General features: G+C 69.0%; 11 protein-coding genes. 3 read left to right on the forward strand and 8 right to left on the reverse strand.

Annotated features, from left to right (window positions below; translation table 11 throughout):
* Nucleotides 1–29: 29 nt before the first annotated feature.
* The 6 genes from dhaK to ABD768_RS41405 form a co-directional block, all read right to left on the reverse strand.
* Nucleotides 30–1025 (reverse strand): dihydroxyacetone kinase subunit DhaK, encoded by a 996-nt coding sequence (dhaK, locus tag ABD768_RS41380; RefSeq protein WP_344850247.1) that lies wholly within the window; start codon nt 1023–1025, stop codon nt 30–32.
* Nucleotides 1022–1663: a dihydroxyacetone kinase subunit DhaL gene (dhaL, locus tag ABD768_RS41385; protein WP_343977429.1), complete on the reverse strand. Its 642-nt coding sequence runs from the start codon at nt 1661–1663 to the stop codon at nt 1022–1024. Before dhaL ends, dhaK begins: the two co-directional genes overlap by 4 nt.
* On the reverse strand, nt 1656–2480 hold the full coding sequence (locus tag ABD768_RS41390; protein ID WP_344850250.1) for an HAD-IA family hydrolase: 825 nt from the start codon (nt 2478–2480) through the stop codon (nt 1656–1658). Before ABD768_RS41390 ends, dhaL begins: the two co-directional genes overlap by 8 nt.
* Complete coding sequence (locus ABD768_RS41395; RefSeq protein ID WP_344850252.1) at nt 2477–3337, reverse strand: class II fructose-bisphosphate aldolase; 861 nt, start codon at nt 3335–3337, stop codon at nt 2477–2479. Before ABD768_RS41395 ends, ABD768_RS41390 begins: the two co-directional genes overlap by 4 nt.
* A 97-nt stretch (nt 3338–3434) precedes the next feature.
* Nucleotides 3435–5237, reverse strand: a complete 1803-nt coding sequence (locus tag ABD768_RS41400) for a hybrid sensor histidine kinase/response regulator (RefSeq protein WP_344850254.1) — start codon at nt 5235–5237, stop codon at nt 3435–3437.
* Between the two features lie 63 nt (nt 5238–5300).
* A complete protein-coding gene (locus ABD768_RS41405) occupies nt 5301–6395 on the reverse strand; it encodes an LOG family protein (RefSeq protein WP_344850256.1) in 1095 nt (364 codons plus the stop codon).
* Nucleotides 6396–6470: 75 nt separating this feature from the next.
* On the opposite strand from ABD768_RS41405, the gene ABD768_RS41410 reads away from it, so the two are divergent.
* Together ABD768_RS41410 and ABD768_RS41415 are read left to right on the forward strand one after the other, a co-directional pair.
* Nucleotides 6471–7760: an aspartate aminotransferase family protein gene (locus ABD768_RS41410; protein WP_343977414.1), complete on the forward strand. Its 1290-nt coding sequence runs from the start codon at nt 6471–6473 to the stop codon at nt 7758–7760.
* A gap of 26 nt (nt 7761–7786) precedes the next feature.
* The gene (locus tag ABD768_RS41415; protein WP_344850258.1) at nt 7787–9088 is read left to right on the forward strand and encodes a hypothetical protein; all 1302 of its coding nucleotides are present in this window, start codon (nt 7787–7789) and stop codon (nt 9086–9088) included.
* A gap of 38 nt (nt 9089–9126) precedes the next feature.
* Here ABD768_RS41415 and ABD768_RS41420 read toward each other — a convergent pair whose 3' ends face one another.
* Complete coding sequence (locus ABD768_RS41420) at nt 9127–12057, reverse strand: S8 family serine peptidase (RefSeq protein WP_344850261.1); 2931 nt, start codon at nt 12055–12057, stop codon at nt 9127–9129.
* 190 nt (nt 12058–12247) lie between these two features.
* Here ABD768_RS41420 and ABD768_RS41425 point away from each other — a divergent pair, with 190 nt between their 5' ends.
* On the forward strand, nt 12248–15088 hold the full coding sequence (locus tag ABD768_RS41425; protein WP_344850263.1) for a helix-turn-helix transcriptional regulator: 2841 nt from the start codon (nt 12248–12250) through the stop codon (nt 15086–15088).
* On the opposite strand, the gene ABD768_RS41430 is transcribed toward ABD768_RS41425, so the two are convergent.
* Nucleotides 15080–15943 carry an aminoglycoside phosphotransferase family protein gene (locus ABD768_RS41430; protein ID WP_344850265.1) on the reverse strand — a complete coding sequence of 288 codons (864 nt, stop codon included), beginning with the start codon at nt 15941–15943 and terminating at the stop codon, nt 15080–15082. The two genes, ABD768_RS41425 and ABD768_RS41430, sit on opposite strands and share 9 nt — an antisense overlap.
* Nucleotides 15944–15950 lie beyond the last annotated feature (7 nt).

Here is a 15950-nt window from a genome sequence, read left to right on the forward strand (position 1 = left end):
ACTGCACGCCCGCTTGGTGGTCAGCACGGTTAGAAGACGCGGACTGCGACCTCCGCGGGGGCTGCGAGGAGTGAGGTGATCTCGTCGTCGAGCTTGACGAGCGTGACCGATGCGCCGGCCATGTCGAGGGAGGTGCAGTACTCGCCGACATAGCTGCGGCCGACGGTGATGCCGCGCCCGGCCAGTTGCTCGTGCGCACGCCCGTACAGGATGTAGAGCTCGCTGATCGGGGTGCCGCCCAGCCCGTTGATCATCAGCGCCACGTTGTCGCCGCGCTCGTAGGGCAGGTCGGTCACGACGGCTTCGAGCAGTTCGTCGATGATCGTGTCGGCATCGGCCAGCTTCTCGCGGCGGCGGCCGGGTTCGCCGTGGATGCCGACGCCGATCTCCATCTCGTCGTCGCCGAGCTCGAACAGCGGGCTGCCCTTGGCCGGCGGCGTGCAGGACGTCAGCGCCATCCCCATCGTCCGGGTCACCGAGTTGACCTTCTCGCCGATCCGGACCAGCTCGTCCAGGTCCGCGCCGGACTCCGACGCCGCCCCGACCGCCTTGATCACGAAGAAGTTGCCCGCCACCCCGCGCCGGCCGACCGTGTACGTCGAGTCGGCCACCGCGACGTCGTCGTCCACCATCAGCGTCTTGATCGTCACGCCGTCGGCCTCGGCCATCTCGCGGCCCATGTCGAACGCCATCCGGTCGCCGGTGTAGTTGTTCACCAGATGCAGCACACCCTTCGGCGAGGCGAGCAGCTTGCTGGTCTCGAGCACGTAGTCCATCGGCGGCGCGGCGAACACGTCACCGGGGCAGGCCGCATCGAGCATGCCTTTGCCGACGACCATCACGTGCGCCGGTTCGTGGCCGGAGCCCGACCCCTGGACGATCGACACCTTGTCCGGGCTCGGCGCGTCCGCGCGCATGATCAGGTTGTACTCCGGGACGTACCGCAGCGAGTCCGGATTCGCCAGCGCGATGCCTTTGAGCATCTCCGGCACAAAGTTCTTCGGGTCGTTGACGAACTTCTTCACGAGGGGCCTCCTTGCCACTCTTGCACCAATGCCTCGAACAGGACGGCGACCGCGGTCGCGCCGGCATCGACGCTGCCGATGCTGCGTTCGCCGGTGTAGGCGGCCCGCCCGCGACGGGCCTGCAGCTTCGCGGTGTCGTCGGCCGTGGTCCGGGCGACGGCCGCGGCAGCGCGGAGTACGGTGAGCGTGTCGTTGCCTTGGGCAACCTGACTCTCGATCTCGTCGGTCGCCGGGACGAGCGAGTCGAGCAGGGTCTTCTCGCCGAGGCTCGCGCCGCCGCGGGTCATGATTCCCTCGGCCGCGCTACGCAGCATCGCCACCACGGTCGGCCCGTCCAGCTCGGTCTTGCCGGCCGCGGCGGTGGCGGCGCGCAGGAACCCGGTGCCCCAGATCGGTCCGGAGGTACCACCGATGCGGCTGGTGATGACGACGGCGACCTTCTTGAGGAAGGTCGAGCTGTCGGTCCGGTCGAAGCCGTCCCAGTCGGCCAGCACGATCTCGAAGCCGCGGGCCAGCGAGTAGCCGAAGTCGCCGTCGCCGACGACCGCGTCGAGATCGCCGAAGTACTTCTCGTTGGCCACCGCCGTCCGGGCGATCGTCCGGACCACCCGCTCGACCTCGGGAAGCGAATCAGTCATGGTCGGTGCCTCCGTTCGGCGACGCAGGTGACGTGGGTGACGCGGTGACGGCCGGCAGGACAGCGGCCAGGTCGGCGAGGGTGACGTAGGCGCCGGGGGAGGCGGCGCTGTGGTTGGCCAGCACCGTGATCGGCTCGAGCTCCGGGTCGCCGAGCGAGTCGACGACGAAGGCCGCCTCGGCGAACTCCTCGTGGGCGGTGTAGCCGTTGACGGTGACGACACAGGCGATCCCGGCTGCATGGGCCGCCGCGAGCCCGAGTGCTGAGTCCTCGATCGCGACCGCGTCGTGAGCGGGCACTCCGAGACGTTCGAGAGCCAGCAGGTAGACGTCGGGCGCGGGCTTCTTCCGCGGTACGACGTCGCCGGCCAGGACGGTGAAGTCAGCTGCCCGGGTACGACCGACGACATGCTCCAGCACCGCGCGGACGGACGCCTCGGCCGAGGTCGAGGCGACGGCGAGTCGCCAGCCGGCGGCGTACGCCTCCTCGACGATCCGCACGATCCCCGGCCGGGCGGGCAGTGCGCCGTCGGCAACCATGGCGGTGTAGAGCTCGGTCTTGCGCCGGTGCCACCGGGCCACCACCTTGGCCTGCGCCTCCCAGTCCTCGGGCAGACCGGACTCGGCCACGAACGACGGGGTGAGCAGGCTGGCCATCCGCTCCTTGCCACCACCGATCCGGAGCTTGTCGGCGTACTCGTCCTCGGACCAGCGCACCGGCAGCCCGAACTCGGCGAAGGTCTGGTTGAACGCCGGCAGGTGGCCGTCGCGCTCGGTGTCGGCCAGCGTGCCGTCGACGTCGAGGACGAGGGCGCTCACCATGCCTTCCCCGCACTCCCGAAGCGGTCGACGAGGCCGTCGACCAGGGTGACCACGTCGGCGCGCACGTGCCGGAACAGCGACGGCGGGTCCCAGGAGTTCTTCGCCTCGGCGTCGCGCAGGAAGTCGAGGTTCGCCTTCATGTAGGCGATCTTGAGCGCCGTGGAGATGTTGACCTTCGCGCAGCCGCGGGCGATCAGGTCGTGGAACTGCGCGTCCGTCATCCCGCTGCCGCCGTGCAGCGCGATCGGGATCCCGGTCGCCTCGACGAGATCGGTGACGCGCTGCCCGTCGAGCTCCGGCGCGCTGGAGTAGATGCCGTGCGCGTTGCCGATCGAGGGCGCGAAGACGTCGACCCCGGTCTCCTTGATGAAGGCGAGCGACACCTCCAGCGACTGCCGCTTGGCCTCCGCATCGGAGCCGATGCCGTCCTCGACCCCGGTGATCGACTCGATCTCGCCCTCGACGTGGGCGCCGACGGCGTGCGCCTCGCGGACCACCTCGACGGTCTGCCGCTGGTTCTCCTCGACCGGCAGCACGGAGGCGTCGAACAGCACCGAGTTCCAGCCTTTGGCCAGGCAGTCGCTGATCACCGCGCGATCGGGGCAGTGGTCCAGATGCAGCGTCACCGGTACTTCGATCCCCGCCGTCATGCCGCGCCAGATCGCCATCAGCACGTCGGCGCCGATCGACCGGACGGTCTTGACCGAGGTCTGCACGATCATCGGCGAGCGCCGGTCGACCGCGGTCGCGAGCACGGCCTCGAGGGTCAGGTCGTTGACGATGTTGATCGCCGGTACGCCGTACCGGTCGGCCAGGGCTCGATCGACGATCTCCTTCAGCGCGACGACTGCCATCGCGGCACCTCCTCCGCCGTAACGCTAGAAGAGGCGATCGCCTGTGTCAGTGCGGAGAATCCCCCGTCTTTGCTGGGGGATATCCCTACCGGGACCGTCAGCGGTTCAGGCGTCCCTGGGACCCGGCGATCAGCTCCGAGCGGCTGCGCGCGCCGGTCTTCCGCAGTACCGCGCTGACGTGCTTCTCGACCGTCTTGACCGAGATCACCAGCTGCTCGGCGATCGCTCGATCGCCCAACCCCTGCTGGACAAGGGCGCGCACCTCGCGCTCGCGGGCAGTCAACCCGTCCGCATGCGACTCGCTGGACAGCCTGCCTTCCCAGACCTCGCCGTGCGGGACGATCGACTCACCGCGGGCCGCCGCGGCAACTGCTCGCGCCAACGCGGCACCATCGGCCGTGGTCTCCACACACCCATGGGCACCGGCCAGCAGCAGATCGACCACGGCCTGGTCATCGCCGGGCCGGCAGACCGCGATCACCGCCGGCGCCTGCTCGCCCTTCACCAGCTCACGGATCAACCCCAGTGAATCGGCCAGTGGCTCCTCGTTGACGGCGACGACCGCTACTGCCGGCCGCAGCCTCCCCACTGCTTCCAGTGCCTCGGCTGTCGTCGATGCCTCGCCGACAACCGAGAATGGTGGCTCCGACCAGGCAAGCAGCCGCGACAACCCAGCCCGCAGCATCGGCTGAGCCGCAACCACCAGTACGTCCACCCGTACGTCGCTAGCCATCACCGCACGTTGGTGCGGGAACACTGCCCGGATACTGGTTCCCCAGCCGGGCATGGAGTCCAGCGACAGCGAACCACCCGCCCCCTGCGCCAGCTCGACCATGCGTCGCAGCCCGAGGCCAGTGCGGAACTCATCCGGCTCCCGCAGCCCCTGCCCGGCCGCGAACCCCTGTCCGTCGTCCTGCACGAGCAGGGAGAGGGAGGCCGACTCATACGCCAGCCCGACCCGGACTGTCTTGGCGCGGGAGTGCTGCACGATGTTGGTGATCGCCTCCTGGGCAACGCTCAACACCCGTTGCGCCAGGGCCCGGTCGAGCGCTACCGGCGTACCGGCGACTACCAGGCGGGCGTCGACGGCTCTGGCGCGTGATGCCCAGGCGAGTTCGGAGCGGAGTACGTCCTCGAGGCTGTGGCCTTCGAGCGGCGAACTGCCCGCGCCGAGCAGCGCCCGGCGGATCGAGGCGACCGTGTCCCGCGCCGACTCCTGGGCCTCCCGGAGCTGACCAGCGAGCTCCACGGGTGCCAGTTGCTCCGCCCGCTCGAGCCCGGACAGCATGCCGACGAGTCCCTGGGCGAGGAGGTCGTGCACCTCGTCCAGCAGCCGCCCACGCTCGGCCGAGGCAGCCTGGAGCCGGGCTCGCTCCTCGGCAGCCTCGTAGGAGTTGGCGTTCACCAGTGCGACGGTCGCGTGCTTGGCGAACATCCGGAGCAGATCGGCATCGGCGCGGTCGAACCGGCGGCCTGCATCCCGGGAGAAGACGACGCAGGCACCGATGATCCGGCCGCGCCACTCCAGCGGTACGCCGATCACGCTCGTGAGGGTGGCCCGGTCCTCAGCGCTGATGTGTCCGCCGACGACATCGTCGTACCGGTCGAACCAGACCGGGCCGCGGCGGCGGACCACCTCGCCGGTCATCCCCTCGCCGAGCGGGAACACCCGGCCGGACTGACAGCGGACGCCGATGTCGGCCTGCTTGCGGTAGGTGCCCGCCGTCTCGTCGACACTGGAGATCGAGCCCGCGTCGCAGCCCATCAGCTCGGTGCAGCGCTGCAGGATCCGCTCCAGCAACGGCTGCAGCTGGAGCTCACCGGCGAGATCATCGGCCACCGCGTTCAGCGCCTCGGCGCGTGCGGCCGGTGACGACGCAGGTCTGTCGTGGACGGTCACCGCCGGCTCCCTTCGGCCACACCAAGTCCCTGTGTAGCACAGGGCGCGAAGCCCCAGCAGTGGCTAGCCGGCGCAGATCAGCTGGACCGCTTCCTCGATCGAATCGACCAGGTGGATCGACGACGCCATCGGTCGGCCAGCGGCCAGGCGGTCCAGGACATCCCAGACGGGGACCGTTCGTGACCAGTGCTCGACCCCGACCAGGATCATCGGCGTCTGCATGACCTGGTCGCCGTAGTAGTTGGGGGTGACGGCCTGGAAGATCTCCTGGACGGTGCCGGCGGCTCCGGGGAGGTAGATGATGCCGCCGCGAGCCCGGCTGAGGAGGACGTCCTCGCGGAGGGCGTTGGAGAAGTACTTGGCGATGGAGCTGGCGAAGACGTTCGGGGGCTCGTGGCCGTAGAACCAGGTGGGGATGGAGACGCCGCCATCGCCGGGGAAGGTCTGGCGGACTGCCAGGCCACTCAGGGCCCAGTCGGCGATCGACGGGCGGAAGGACGGCGTACCGGCGAGCATGGCTAGGGCTGAGGCGACCGCTGCGTCGTCATACCCCGAGAGGCTGGAGCCCAGGTTGGCTGCCTCCATCGCGCCGGGCCCACCCCCGGTCGCGACGGTCAGGCCGGAGCGGGCGAGCGTGCGGCCGAGCAGGACGGCTGACCGGTACGTCGGGTCGGTACGGGCGATCCCATGCCCGCCCATCACGCCGATCCACGGCCTGCCGTCGGGTAGCTCATGCAGCGAGTCGGCGATCGAGTGGTCGTGCAGTGCGGCCGCCAGAGTGCGACTGATGTCGCCGCGCTCGTCGTGCTGCCTCGACCAGGCGTAGATCCGCGCGTCCGGGGTCGCCTCGTACCCGTCCGCCAGACCGGCGTACAGCTCGTCGGCGTCGTACAGGCGGCCGCGGTACGGGTCGAAGGGCAGCTCCGGGATGGTGGGGAAGATCAGCCCGCCGCCGTCGCGCACCCAGTCGGCCGCGGGCTCCTCCATCGGGCAGCCCAGGAACAGCGACCCCATCGGCGACAACTTGAGCAGTACCGCCGTACGCCCGGTCAGGTCCACCGACTGCACCCGCCACCCGCCCATCGAGGTGGCCCCGGCGGCGATCACCTCGTCGAAATGCCGCAGCGATTCGATGTCAAGGTGAGGGATGCTCGGCATTGTCACGAGGAGTCACCCTAGGCCACCGCCGGGGCGTGATAGCGGTTGGCTCTTGGATGAGGTATTGCTAAGTACATGACACACGCGGAGCTGTGGGAGCGTCACAAGGCCGTCATGCCGGACTGGCTTGCGTTGTACTACGAGCAGCCGATCGAGATCGTCAAGGGATCCGGCCGCCGGGTCACTGACGGCGAGGGCAAGGAGTATCTCGACTTCTTCGCCGGCATCCTGACCAACGCGATCGGGTACGACATCGCGGAGATCTCCGACGCGGTCCGCGAGCAACTCGCCACCGGGATCGCGCACACCTCGACGGTGTACCTGATCCGGCGGCAGATCGAGCTGGCCGAGAAGATCGCGGAGCTGTCCGGCATCCCGGACGCCAAGGTCTTCTTCACCAACTCCGGCACCGAGGCCAATGAGGCGGCGATGCTGTTCGCCACCCAGAAGCGCCGCTCGAACCAGGTGCTGGCGATGCGCAACTCGTACCACGGCCGCGGCTTCGGCACCGTCGCCATCACCGGCAACCGCGGCTGGTCGGCGAGCAGCCTGTCGCCGGTCAACGTGCAGTACGTGCAGGGCGCGTACCGCTATCGCAGCCCGTTCAAGGACCTGCCGGACGCGGAGTACATCAAGGTCTGCGTGGACGACCTCCGCGAGGTGATCAACACCGGTACCGCGGGCGACGTCGCCTGCATGATCGTCGAGCCGATCCAGGGCGTCGGCGGCTTCTCGTCCCCGCCCGACGGCCTGTACGCCGCGTTCAAGGAGGTGCTCGACGAGTACGGGATCCTCTTCATCTCCGACGAGGTGCAGACCGGCTGGGGCCGGACCGGGGATCACTTCTGGGGCATCCAGGCGCACGACGTGGTGCCGGACGCGATGACGTTCGCGAAGGGCCTGGGCAACGGGTTCGCGATCGGCGGGGTCGTCGCGAGGCCGGAGCTGATGGACAGCCTCAGCGCGAACAGCCTGTCGACCTTCGGCGGCAACCCGATCTCCACCAGCGCGGCCAAGGCGACGATCGAGTACCTGCTCGACAACGACCTTCAGGCCAACGCCGCCAAGCGCGGCGCGCAGTTGATGGACGGCCTGCGCGGCATCTCCGACGAGTTCCCCGAGCTCGGCGACGTCCGCGGCAAGGGCCTGATGCTGGCCACCGAGCTGATCAACCCGGCCGACGGCAAGCCTGACGCCGCCGTCACGGTCAAGCTCCAGCAGGAGGCCATGGAGCGCGGCCTGCTGCTCGGCAAGGGCGGCCTCTACGGCAACGTCCTGCGGATGGCCCCACCGATGACCCTGACCGAAGAGGAGACCACCGAGGCCCTGGAGATCATCCGGGACTCGTTCAACACGCTACGCTGACCGGCTCCGGCCTCTGGGGGAAGCGAATGCGTCTGTACGTCGCCGTGCGCGAAGGCGATTCCGTCGAGATCTCGGGACTGATCGGTAGCGGCGTCGCCTACGCGCTGGGCGAGCTCGGCGCTGCCGGCGACCGATGGCAACAGCTCGACGAGGCGATGGTTTCCTGCACGGTCGAGGTCGCCGGTACGCCGACCGTCCGCGAGCTGACTGTGCTGGCGCTGACCGAAGCGCGGGCGGCCGGCCAGGCCTCGAGGGTCGACGGCCTCCGGACCTGGCTGGCCGATCCGGCCACCGACGAAGAGTTCGCAGCGGACGAAACCGTCGAGGCGGCCGGGCTGCTGGACGGGGATCTGGTGGTGCTCTACATCGAGCACCGGATGAAAGGGATGTACGACTTCATCCCGGCCGCCGATCCCGCCGACGTCTTCGCGCAGCTGCAGTACTCGGACCGGGCCAGGCGGCGGGCTCGCAAGATCCGCGGGGTGCTGCTCTACACCGACGCGGACGTCGAGTTGGCTGCCTTCGTACGGACTCGTTTCGATGAGCTCAACACGTTGTCCGGTGAGCTGTTCGAGATCTCGGTCTTCGAGCGACCGCAGAGCTGGCGGACGGCCGGGCGGTACTGGAAGGACCGGTTGAGCCCGGAGCAGTACCGGATGCTGAGCGCGCTGCGATGGCTGAAGTGGACGCCGTACGAAAAGCTCGGGGCGTACGAGGTGGCGCGCGAGCTCGGCGTACCGGGGGCCGAGCTGCCGTGCCTGGTCCTGCTTGCGTCCGGGCGGGACAAGTACGTCTTCCCGATCGGGGACGCCTCGATGGCAACCTTCCGCCGGCTGTTCAGCGACCTGTCGGCAACCATCGACGGAAGCGGCCCGGACGAAGGCGGGATCGTGCGGCAGCTGGCCGCGGCCGAGCAGCGGTTGCGGGCGGAGCTGGTACCGGCCGCCAGAGGCTATGAGTTCAAGGGCGCGACAGTCGTCATTCACACCGGAGGACAGGCCATGACCGAGAACTTCAACTTCCACGGCCAGACGACCTTCATCAACCGCCCGGTCGACACCGTCATCACCGACTTCCAGAACGCCCACGCAACCGGCAGCGACCTCACCACGCTGCTGCGGCTGGTCCTGACCAGCGACCAGCTGACCGACGACCAGCGCGAACAGGTCGCCCAGCTGATCGACGAGGTGGCCGGCGAGCTGAACGGCCCCGACGTCGACAAGACCCGCACCAAACTGGAGCGGATCAAGACCACCGTGAGCAAGGCGGCCGACATCGCCACCCCCGCCCTCGGCATCGTCGCCAAGGTCCTCGAACTCCTGCCCTGACGGGCTCCCACCGCGAAGGTGGGAGCCCGTCAGGCCGGCTAGCGGACGGTGAGGTTGTAGGTGGTGGTGCCGGTCTTGCCGTCGGCCGACCGCGCCGAGATCTTGATGGCGTAGGTGCCGCGCGGCGTCTGGAAGCTGGTGAAGAACCAGACGTTGCTGGTGCCGTTCTGGGCGATGGTCGTCGGGTTGAAGAAGGTCTGGGTGCCGGTGGGGACGCCGGTGGCGGTGAGGGTGAGGTTGCCGGTGCCGCCGGCGGCCTTGACCACCGTCTGGGCCAGCTGGCCCTGGGTGACGGAGCCGCTGGACGGCGTGGCGGTGACCTGTACGTCCCCTGTCGGCGGCTGGTCGCCTTCGACTGTGAGGGTGACCGATGCGGTGGCGGTTTTGCCGGCCGCGTTGGTAGCGGTCACCGTGATGGTGTGGTTGCCGGCCGGGGTGTTGGTGCCGGCTTCGAAGGTGAGTTTGGCGGTGGAGCCTGAGGCGATCGACTCGGGCTGGAAGGTGGCCTTCGCGCCGGTCGGCAGGCCGGAGGTGGTGAGGGTGAGGCTTTCGGACCCGCTGGAGCCGGCCGTGCTGGTCACCGTGGTCGAGATGTACTTGCCGGCGGCAACCTTCAGCGTGGCCGGGGAGACGCCGACGCCGAAGTCGCCGGTCGGAGGCGCGTCGCCGACCTGGGTCTTGACCCAGTCGCCCATGTCGTTGGTGAGCCGGCCGTAGACGCTGTACCACTTGAAGTCCGAGCGGCTCCAGGAGGCGACGCCGATCACCTTGCCCTGGACGATCAGCGGGCCGCCGCTGTCACCGGGCAGGATGGTCACCCGGCCGTCGGCGTACCCGGCGCAGATCATCGTCGCGGGCTTGAACCCGGCGCCGACCCCGTTGCAGACCTGCGCGCCGTCGACGATCGGCAGCGACGCCTTGTCCAGCGTGACGTCGCGGGCGGTGTCGTCGAAGTCCTTCTTGCCATAGCCGAAGCCCTGCGCGGTCACGCCCGGCTTCTCGAGACCGGCGTCGGCAGAGGTCGCGTACGACGCGTACTTGCCACCCGGCACCGGGATGTCGGCGTCCGTGGTGACCACCGCGACGTCGTACCCCTGGTCGAAGTTCACGTACTTCGGGTGCTTGATGTACGACACCACGCCGACCCGCGTCCCGCCACTGGCGTTCAGATCGTTGAGGCCGTACAGGAAGCTCTTGGCGCCGGCCGCGTCCGCACAGTGCGCCGCGATCAGGATCTTGCGCGGTGCGATCGCCGTACCGGTGCAGGTCTGGCCCTGCGGCCGGGTGCCGCCCTCGCGCAGTCCCGCGATGATGGACGGGAACTCGCTGACGGTCGCGTCCTGCCCATCGGCGAAGTTGGCGCCGGGTGTCGACGACTTGACCGGCACCGTGTCGCCCTCGTAGTTGGCGGCCGTCGGGGTGAAGTTGAGCGACCAGCCGTCGATCGTGCCGCTGTCGAAGCGGTAGACGTCCTTCACCTGCAGCTTCCAGGTGCCGTTGCGGGTCTCGCCCGACGTGTTGGCGGTGAAGGTCTGGTGGAGTCCGTCGGGGGAGCCGACGCCGCCGGCCTTGCGCAGGTTGATGACTGCACCGGACGGCCCGACCAGATCGACCTGGAGGTCGCCGGTGTAGGTGTGGTTGATGTCGACCTTGACGCTGGTCGTCGACGTCCCGTTGCCGTCGCAGCCGGTGATGGTGGCCGAGGTGGAGACCGCTGCGCCCGCGTCAGGGATGGCCGCGTCCTCGGTCGAGGTGCCGCCCGCACACGTCGGTGGCTCGGGGTCGCCGCCACCGATGAAGCCGGTGTAGAGCAGGTTGTTCGGCGAACCGCTGCCCGCGTTCTTCACGACACCGGCGCTCGCGTTGCTGGTCAGCGCCGAGGCGACCGCAGCAGGCGTGGCCGAGGGATTGCCCGCCAGGTAGAGCGCCGCGGCACCCGCGACGTGCGGTGCCGCCATCGACGTACCGCTGATGCTGTTGGTGCCGCCGTTGTTCCAGGTCGAGGTGATCCCCGATCCCGGCGCGAAGATGTCCAGGCAGGTCCCGATGTTGGAGAAGCTGGACCGGGTGTCCTGGTTGTCGGTGGCGCCGACGGTGATCGCCTCCGGCGCCCGGGCCGGGCTGTAGTTGCAGGCGTTCGCGCCGTTGTTGTTGCCGCCGGCAATGGAGAAGGTGACGCCGGCGGCGACCGCCTTCTGGACGGCGTCGTCGACCGACGAGTTCGCCTCGCCCGACAGGCTCATGTTGGCGACGGCCGGCTTCTTCGCGTTCTGGGCGACCCAGTCGATCCCGCCGATCACCTGGGACCACTCGCCGTTGCCCTGACAGTCCAGCACCCGTACGCCGACCAGCGCGACGCCCTTCGCGACCCCGTACGTCGTACTGCCGACCGTACCGGCGACATGCGTGCCGTGCCCGTTGCAGTCGTTGGCAATCGCATCGTTGTCGATGAAGTCGTAGCCGTCGGTCGCCCGGCCACCGAAGTCGCTGTGCGTCTTGTAGATGCCGGTGTCGACGATGTACGCCGTGACGTTGGTGGCCTTGGTCGGGTACGTGTACCCCTGGTCGAGCGGCAGCGCCTTCTGGTCGATCCGGTCGAGACCCCAGGTCGGGTTGGCCTGGCGGTCAGTGGCGTGAGCCTTGCCGTCCTGCTCGACGTACTTGACCTCTGGGTCCGCAGCAAGCTTTAGTGCCTCGGCCTCGGTCAAGGAGGCCGAGAAGCCGCGCAGTGCGGTCGTGTAGGTCAGCTTGACCTTGCCGCCGTACTTGGAGGCCAAGGTGGAGGCCGTTGCGCGAGCACCGTCCTTCAGCACGACGATGTAGCTGCCTGGAATGGTGCCCGGGGCACCAGCACCCCGGATGGTGGGGCTGGGCGCGGGTGGTGGGGCGGCAGCCTGCGCCGGTGGCGCCAGTACTGCGAGTGACAGACACACGATGGCGCCATAGGCCCCTGAGCGTGGGAGTTTCATCAGCTCTCCGTTCGGTCCCCGGCCACCCAGGGCGGAGGGGGTGGGGTGGCCGGTCCGATCACTGTCCTGGCGGGTTCGGACGGGAACAATCCGGGCAGCAGTAGGTAGGGGTACGTGACTATTGGTGCCGGGACCCTCACAGAAATGGGTTTCCCCCCGTAGGCTCGGCCCCACATCCACGGGAGCGCAGATGGCTGGAGCACCGATCACCAGGACCAGTTCGCCAGTGCTGGTCGGCCGCGCCGATGAGTTGCGCCTACTGGCCGCCACGGCGAGCCAGTCCGGCGTTGCGCTGGTCGAGGGCGAGGCGGGGATCGGTAAGAGCCGCCTGATCAGCGAGTTGCTGCGCGAGCCCGACGTACGCGACAGACACCTGATGATTGGCTTCTGCCAGCCGCTGCGCGAGCCCTTCCCGTACGGCGCTGTGGTCGAGGCGCTCAGGAGCTACCCACGCCACTCCGGTACTCCGCTAGGCCCGTTGACCTCGGTACTGCGCCCCCTCCTACCGGAGCTCGCAGACCGGTTCCCTGACGCGCACTGGCCAGCTGCAGACCCGGCGACTGAGCGGCACCAGGTGTTCCGGGCCATCCGCGAACTGCTGGCGGCAGCTGGTCCGGCGCTGCTGGTGGTGGAGGACCTGCACTGGGCGGATGACGGGTCCCGCCAGCTGCTGCGGTTCCTGATGACGGACCCGCCCGAGAACCTGTCGATCCTGGTCACCTACCGGCGGGAGGACCTGACGACCGGACCGCCGTTGGGAGCGGAGTACCGGCCGCCGGTCTGGTTGCCGAGCGCGGTAGTCGCTTTGCAGCCGCTCGACCTGGCCGGAGTCCGGTCGCTGACCGCCGGGATTCTGGGCGTGGAAGCGATCGCGGGCGACCTGGCCGAGCTGTTGTATGACCGGACGGCCGGCATCCCGGCAGTGATCGAGGAGGCGGTCCGGACGTTGCCGCTGCCGGTCGATGGGAGCACTGCGCGGCGGGCGCTTGAGCAGGTCGAAGTACCGGCTTTGCTGCGGGATGCGATGGCTGAGCGGCTCTCTGGGCTGGAGCAGGAGGCCAGGGAGGTTAGCTATGCCACTGCAGCCCTCGGGATCCCGGCGGCGAGTGAGTTGCTCGGGCGGGTGACTGGTCTGGCTGAAGACGCGGTCGACGCGGCACTCACCTCTGCATTGGCAGCAGGAGTCCTCAGGGATTCGGGTGACGGCCGCTACGACTTCCGCCATGCGCTGGGGCGGCAAGCGGTCTATGACAGCTTGCCGAGTCCGCAGCGGCAAGCACTGCACCGGAGGATCGCAGAGACCCTCGCGGAGACCAGTCCGCAGCCGCTGCTCCAGTTGGCCGAGCACAGTCGGCTCGCTGGTCGCACGCAGGAGTGGCGGCGGTTCGGAGAGGCCGCGGCCGACAGGGCCGGAGAGATCGGCGACGCCTCGACCGCTACTCGCCTGCTGCAACGCCTACTGGCTGAGCCCGACCAGGCGGTCGAGGCACTGGACCGGCTCGCGTCGAAGCTGGGATCCGTGGCCTACACGGGTCTGGATCAGCGGGACCCGATGGACACGCTCCAGCGGCTGCTGACCGACCACCGGCTCTCACCTGGAGTCCGTGGCGAGGTACGCCTCTACGCGGGCCTGCTGATGATCCGTGCGGCAGGCAGCATCGCGGCAGGCCGGGCAGAGATCGAGCGAGCCCTTGGAGACCTGGTGGACAGACCAGATCTCGAGGCCCGAGCGATCTCCGTCCTGGCCCAATGCTGGCTTGGCGCGGCGACGCTCGACGAGACCGGGCTGTGGGCGCAGCGAGCCGACGAGCGTCTTCACCAGGCCACCGATCCGGTACTGATCACCTCACTGCGCGCGAACCTCCTGGCCTCGCGACTGCACGCGGGTGACCCGTTCGTCCTGTCAGAGGTCGCTGAGCTGGCGTCCGACGGAGCCAGTGCGGCCGAGCTGCGCCACCTGGCCAGAGCGCACTGCAATCTCGCCGACGCGTGCATGTCGATCGGTTACTACGGCAAGGCCACCGACTTCCTCCGCAGCGGCCTCCAGTTCGCCACCGACTGCGGAGCGCCTTTCGTCGTCAGTACTGCGCGCGCGACCCAGGCAAGAGTCGACTGGTTCACTGGCGAGTGGGCCGGGCTCGACGAACGCGCGAGCCAGCTACTGGACGAGTACCGCGACCTGTTCCCGCTCACCAGCGAGCTGTCGCTGGTACTGGCCTCGCTGGCCGTCGCACGTGGTGAGTGGGCTGAGGCCGAGGCCTACCTGGCTGCCACGGGGATCGACGAGCCAGCCAACGCCATCGCGCCGATCGCGTTGGGCAGCTTCGGTCTGCTCGCGTGGATGCAGCTCTCCCGCAATGAGCTCCAGGCCGCAGTGACGACCGTCAACCGTGGGTTGGATCTCCTGCGTCGCAAGCAGGTCTGGTCGTGGGCGGGGGAGCTGGTGCCGTCGGCAGTCGCCGTGCTGCTTGCTGATGGGCGCGATGACGAAGTACGGAAGCTGCTGGGGGAGTTGGACGACTGTACGGCCGACTTGGAGGCGCCGCTGGCACGGGTGGCGTTGCGCTGTGGTCGAGCGCAGCTCGCGGAGTACGAGGGCGACTACAAGCGAGCAGTGGAGCTCTATAGAGAAGTAGAGATCCAGTACGAGGCCCTGCCGGCGCCGTACTTCGCCGCACTGGTCGCGGAGCGCGCAGCGCAGTGCGGACTCGCACTGAAGCAGCCGGCCGACGCCTTCGCCAAGCTGGCGGAGACCTTCGACCGCCTGGGAGCGCTCAGGGATGCAGCACGCTGCCGCCACGAGCTACGGAACCACGGAGTCGCTGCTCCGAGCCGCAGAGGCCGCCGTGGCTACGGCGCCGAGCTGTCGCCGCGGGAGCAGGAAGTGGCTCGCCTGCTCGGCCGCGGCCACACCAACCGTGAGATCGCCGACGTCCTGTTCCTCTCACCCCGGACGGTCGAGCAACACGTCGCCAAGGTCCTGCGCAAGCTCAACGCGGCCTCCCGAGCAGACCTGGCCAACTCAGACTGAGTCGGCCAGCACCTGCTCGACGACGTGAAGATCGTCCGTGATCAAGGCCTTCCACAAGGCCCATCCGCGAGCCCGCGCCCAGGTCCCCGCATCCTGCGCGACCGTACGCCGGAACGCCTCACGACTCTCACCCGAGAACATCGTCCACGCGATCACCAGATCACAAGCCGGGTCGCCGACTCCCGACGTACCGAAGTCGATGACCGCCGACAGCCGCCCATCGACGACCAGCAGATTCCCGTGCGCGATGTCCCCGTGGAACCAGACCGGCGGCCCCGCGAAGGACGAGCCGATCGCTGCCTCCCAGACCTCGGTGCAGGCTGCGACGTCCACCTGATCCGCCAGCCGCACCAACGCCTGCCGAGTCCCGTCGTCGTAGTGCACCGGCGACGCACCCCGGAAGAAGCTGTGCGCCCCACCTGCAGGGCCACCAGTAGCGTCACACCGCTGCAGCGCGCGGATGAACGAGGCTACGGAGACAGCAAAGCCGGGCAGGTCGTCGATGCGGTCCACCGAGGCGGTAGAGCCTTCTAGCCACCGCCTGATCGACCAGTTGAACGCATACCCTTCACCCGGCACACCCTTGCCCAGAGGCTCCGGCACCGCCACCGGCAACTGTGGCGCCAGCCGAGGCAGCCACTCGTCCTCCTTGTCGACGGCCGGCGCATAGCCGGCAGCCGTCGGAAGCCGCACAGTCAGGGCATCACCGAGCCGATAGGTCCGGTTGTCCCACCCGTCGACCTTCACCGGCGTGATCGGCAGCTCGCTCCACTGCGGGAACTGGGCCTTGATCAACCGCCGGACCAGGCCTGCGTCGATTCCGGCACGACCGTCTGAAGCGCTGTTGTCAGTCATCCCGGCC

The organism is Kribbella ginsengisoli, assembly GCF_039537185.1.
GTDB classification, from domain to species: domain Bacteria; phylum Actinomycetota; class Actinomycetes; order Propionibacteriales; family Kribbellaceae; genus Kribbella; species Kribbella koreensis.

Excerpts from the sequence above, each read along its gene's own strand:
- dhaL (WP_343977429.1), bottom strand. The coding sequence starts at position 1,663 with ATGACTGATTCGCTTCCCGAGGTCGAGCGGGTGGTCCGGACGATCGCC.
- ABD768_RS41395 (WP_344850252.1), bottom strand. The coding sequence starts at position 3,337 with ATGGCAGTCGTCGCGCTGAAGGAGATCGTCGATCGAGCCCTGGCCGAC.
- ABD768_RS41405 (WP_344850256.1), bottom strand. The coding sequence starts at position 6,395 with ATGCCGAGCATCCCTCACCTTGACATCGAATCGCTGCGGCATTTCGAC.
- ABD768_RS41410 (WP_343977414.1), top strand. The coding sequence starts at position 6,471 with ATGACACACGCGGAGCTGTGGGAGCGTCACAAGGCCGTCATGCCGGAC.
- ABD768_RS41415 (WP_344850258.1), top strand. The coding sequence starts at position 7,787 with ATGCGTCTGTACGTCGCCGTGCGCGAAGGCGATTCCGTCGAGATCTCG.
- ABD768_RS41420 (WP_344850261.1), bottom strand. The coding sequence starts at position 12,057 with ATGAAACTCCCACGCTCAGGGGCCTATGGCGCCATCGTGTGTCTGTCA.
- ABD768_RS41425 (WP_344850263.1), top strand. The coding sequence starts at position 12,248 with ATGGCTGGAGCACCGATCACCAGGACCAGTTCGCCAGTGCTGGTCGGC.
- ABD768_RS41430 (WP_344850265.1), bottom strand. The coding sequence starts at position 15,943 with ATGACTGACAACAGCGCTTCAGACGGTCGTGCCGGAATCGACGCAGGC.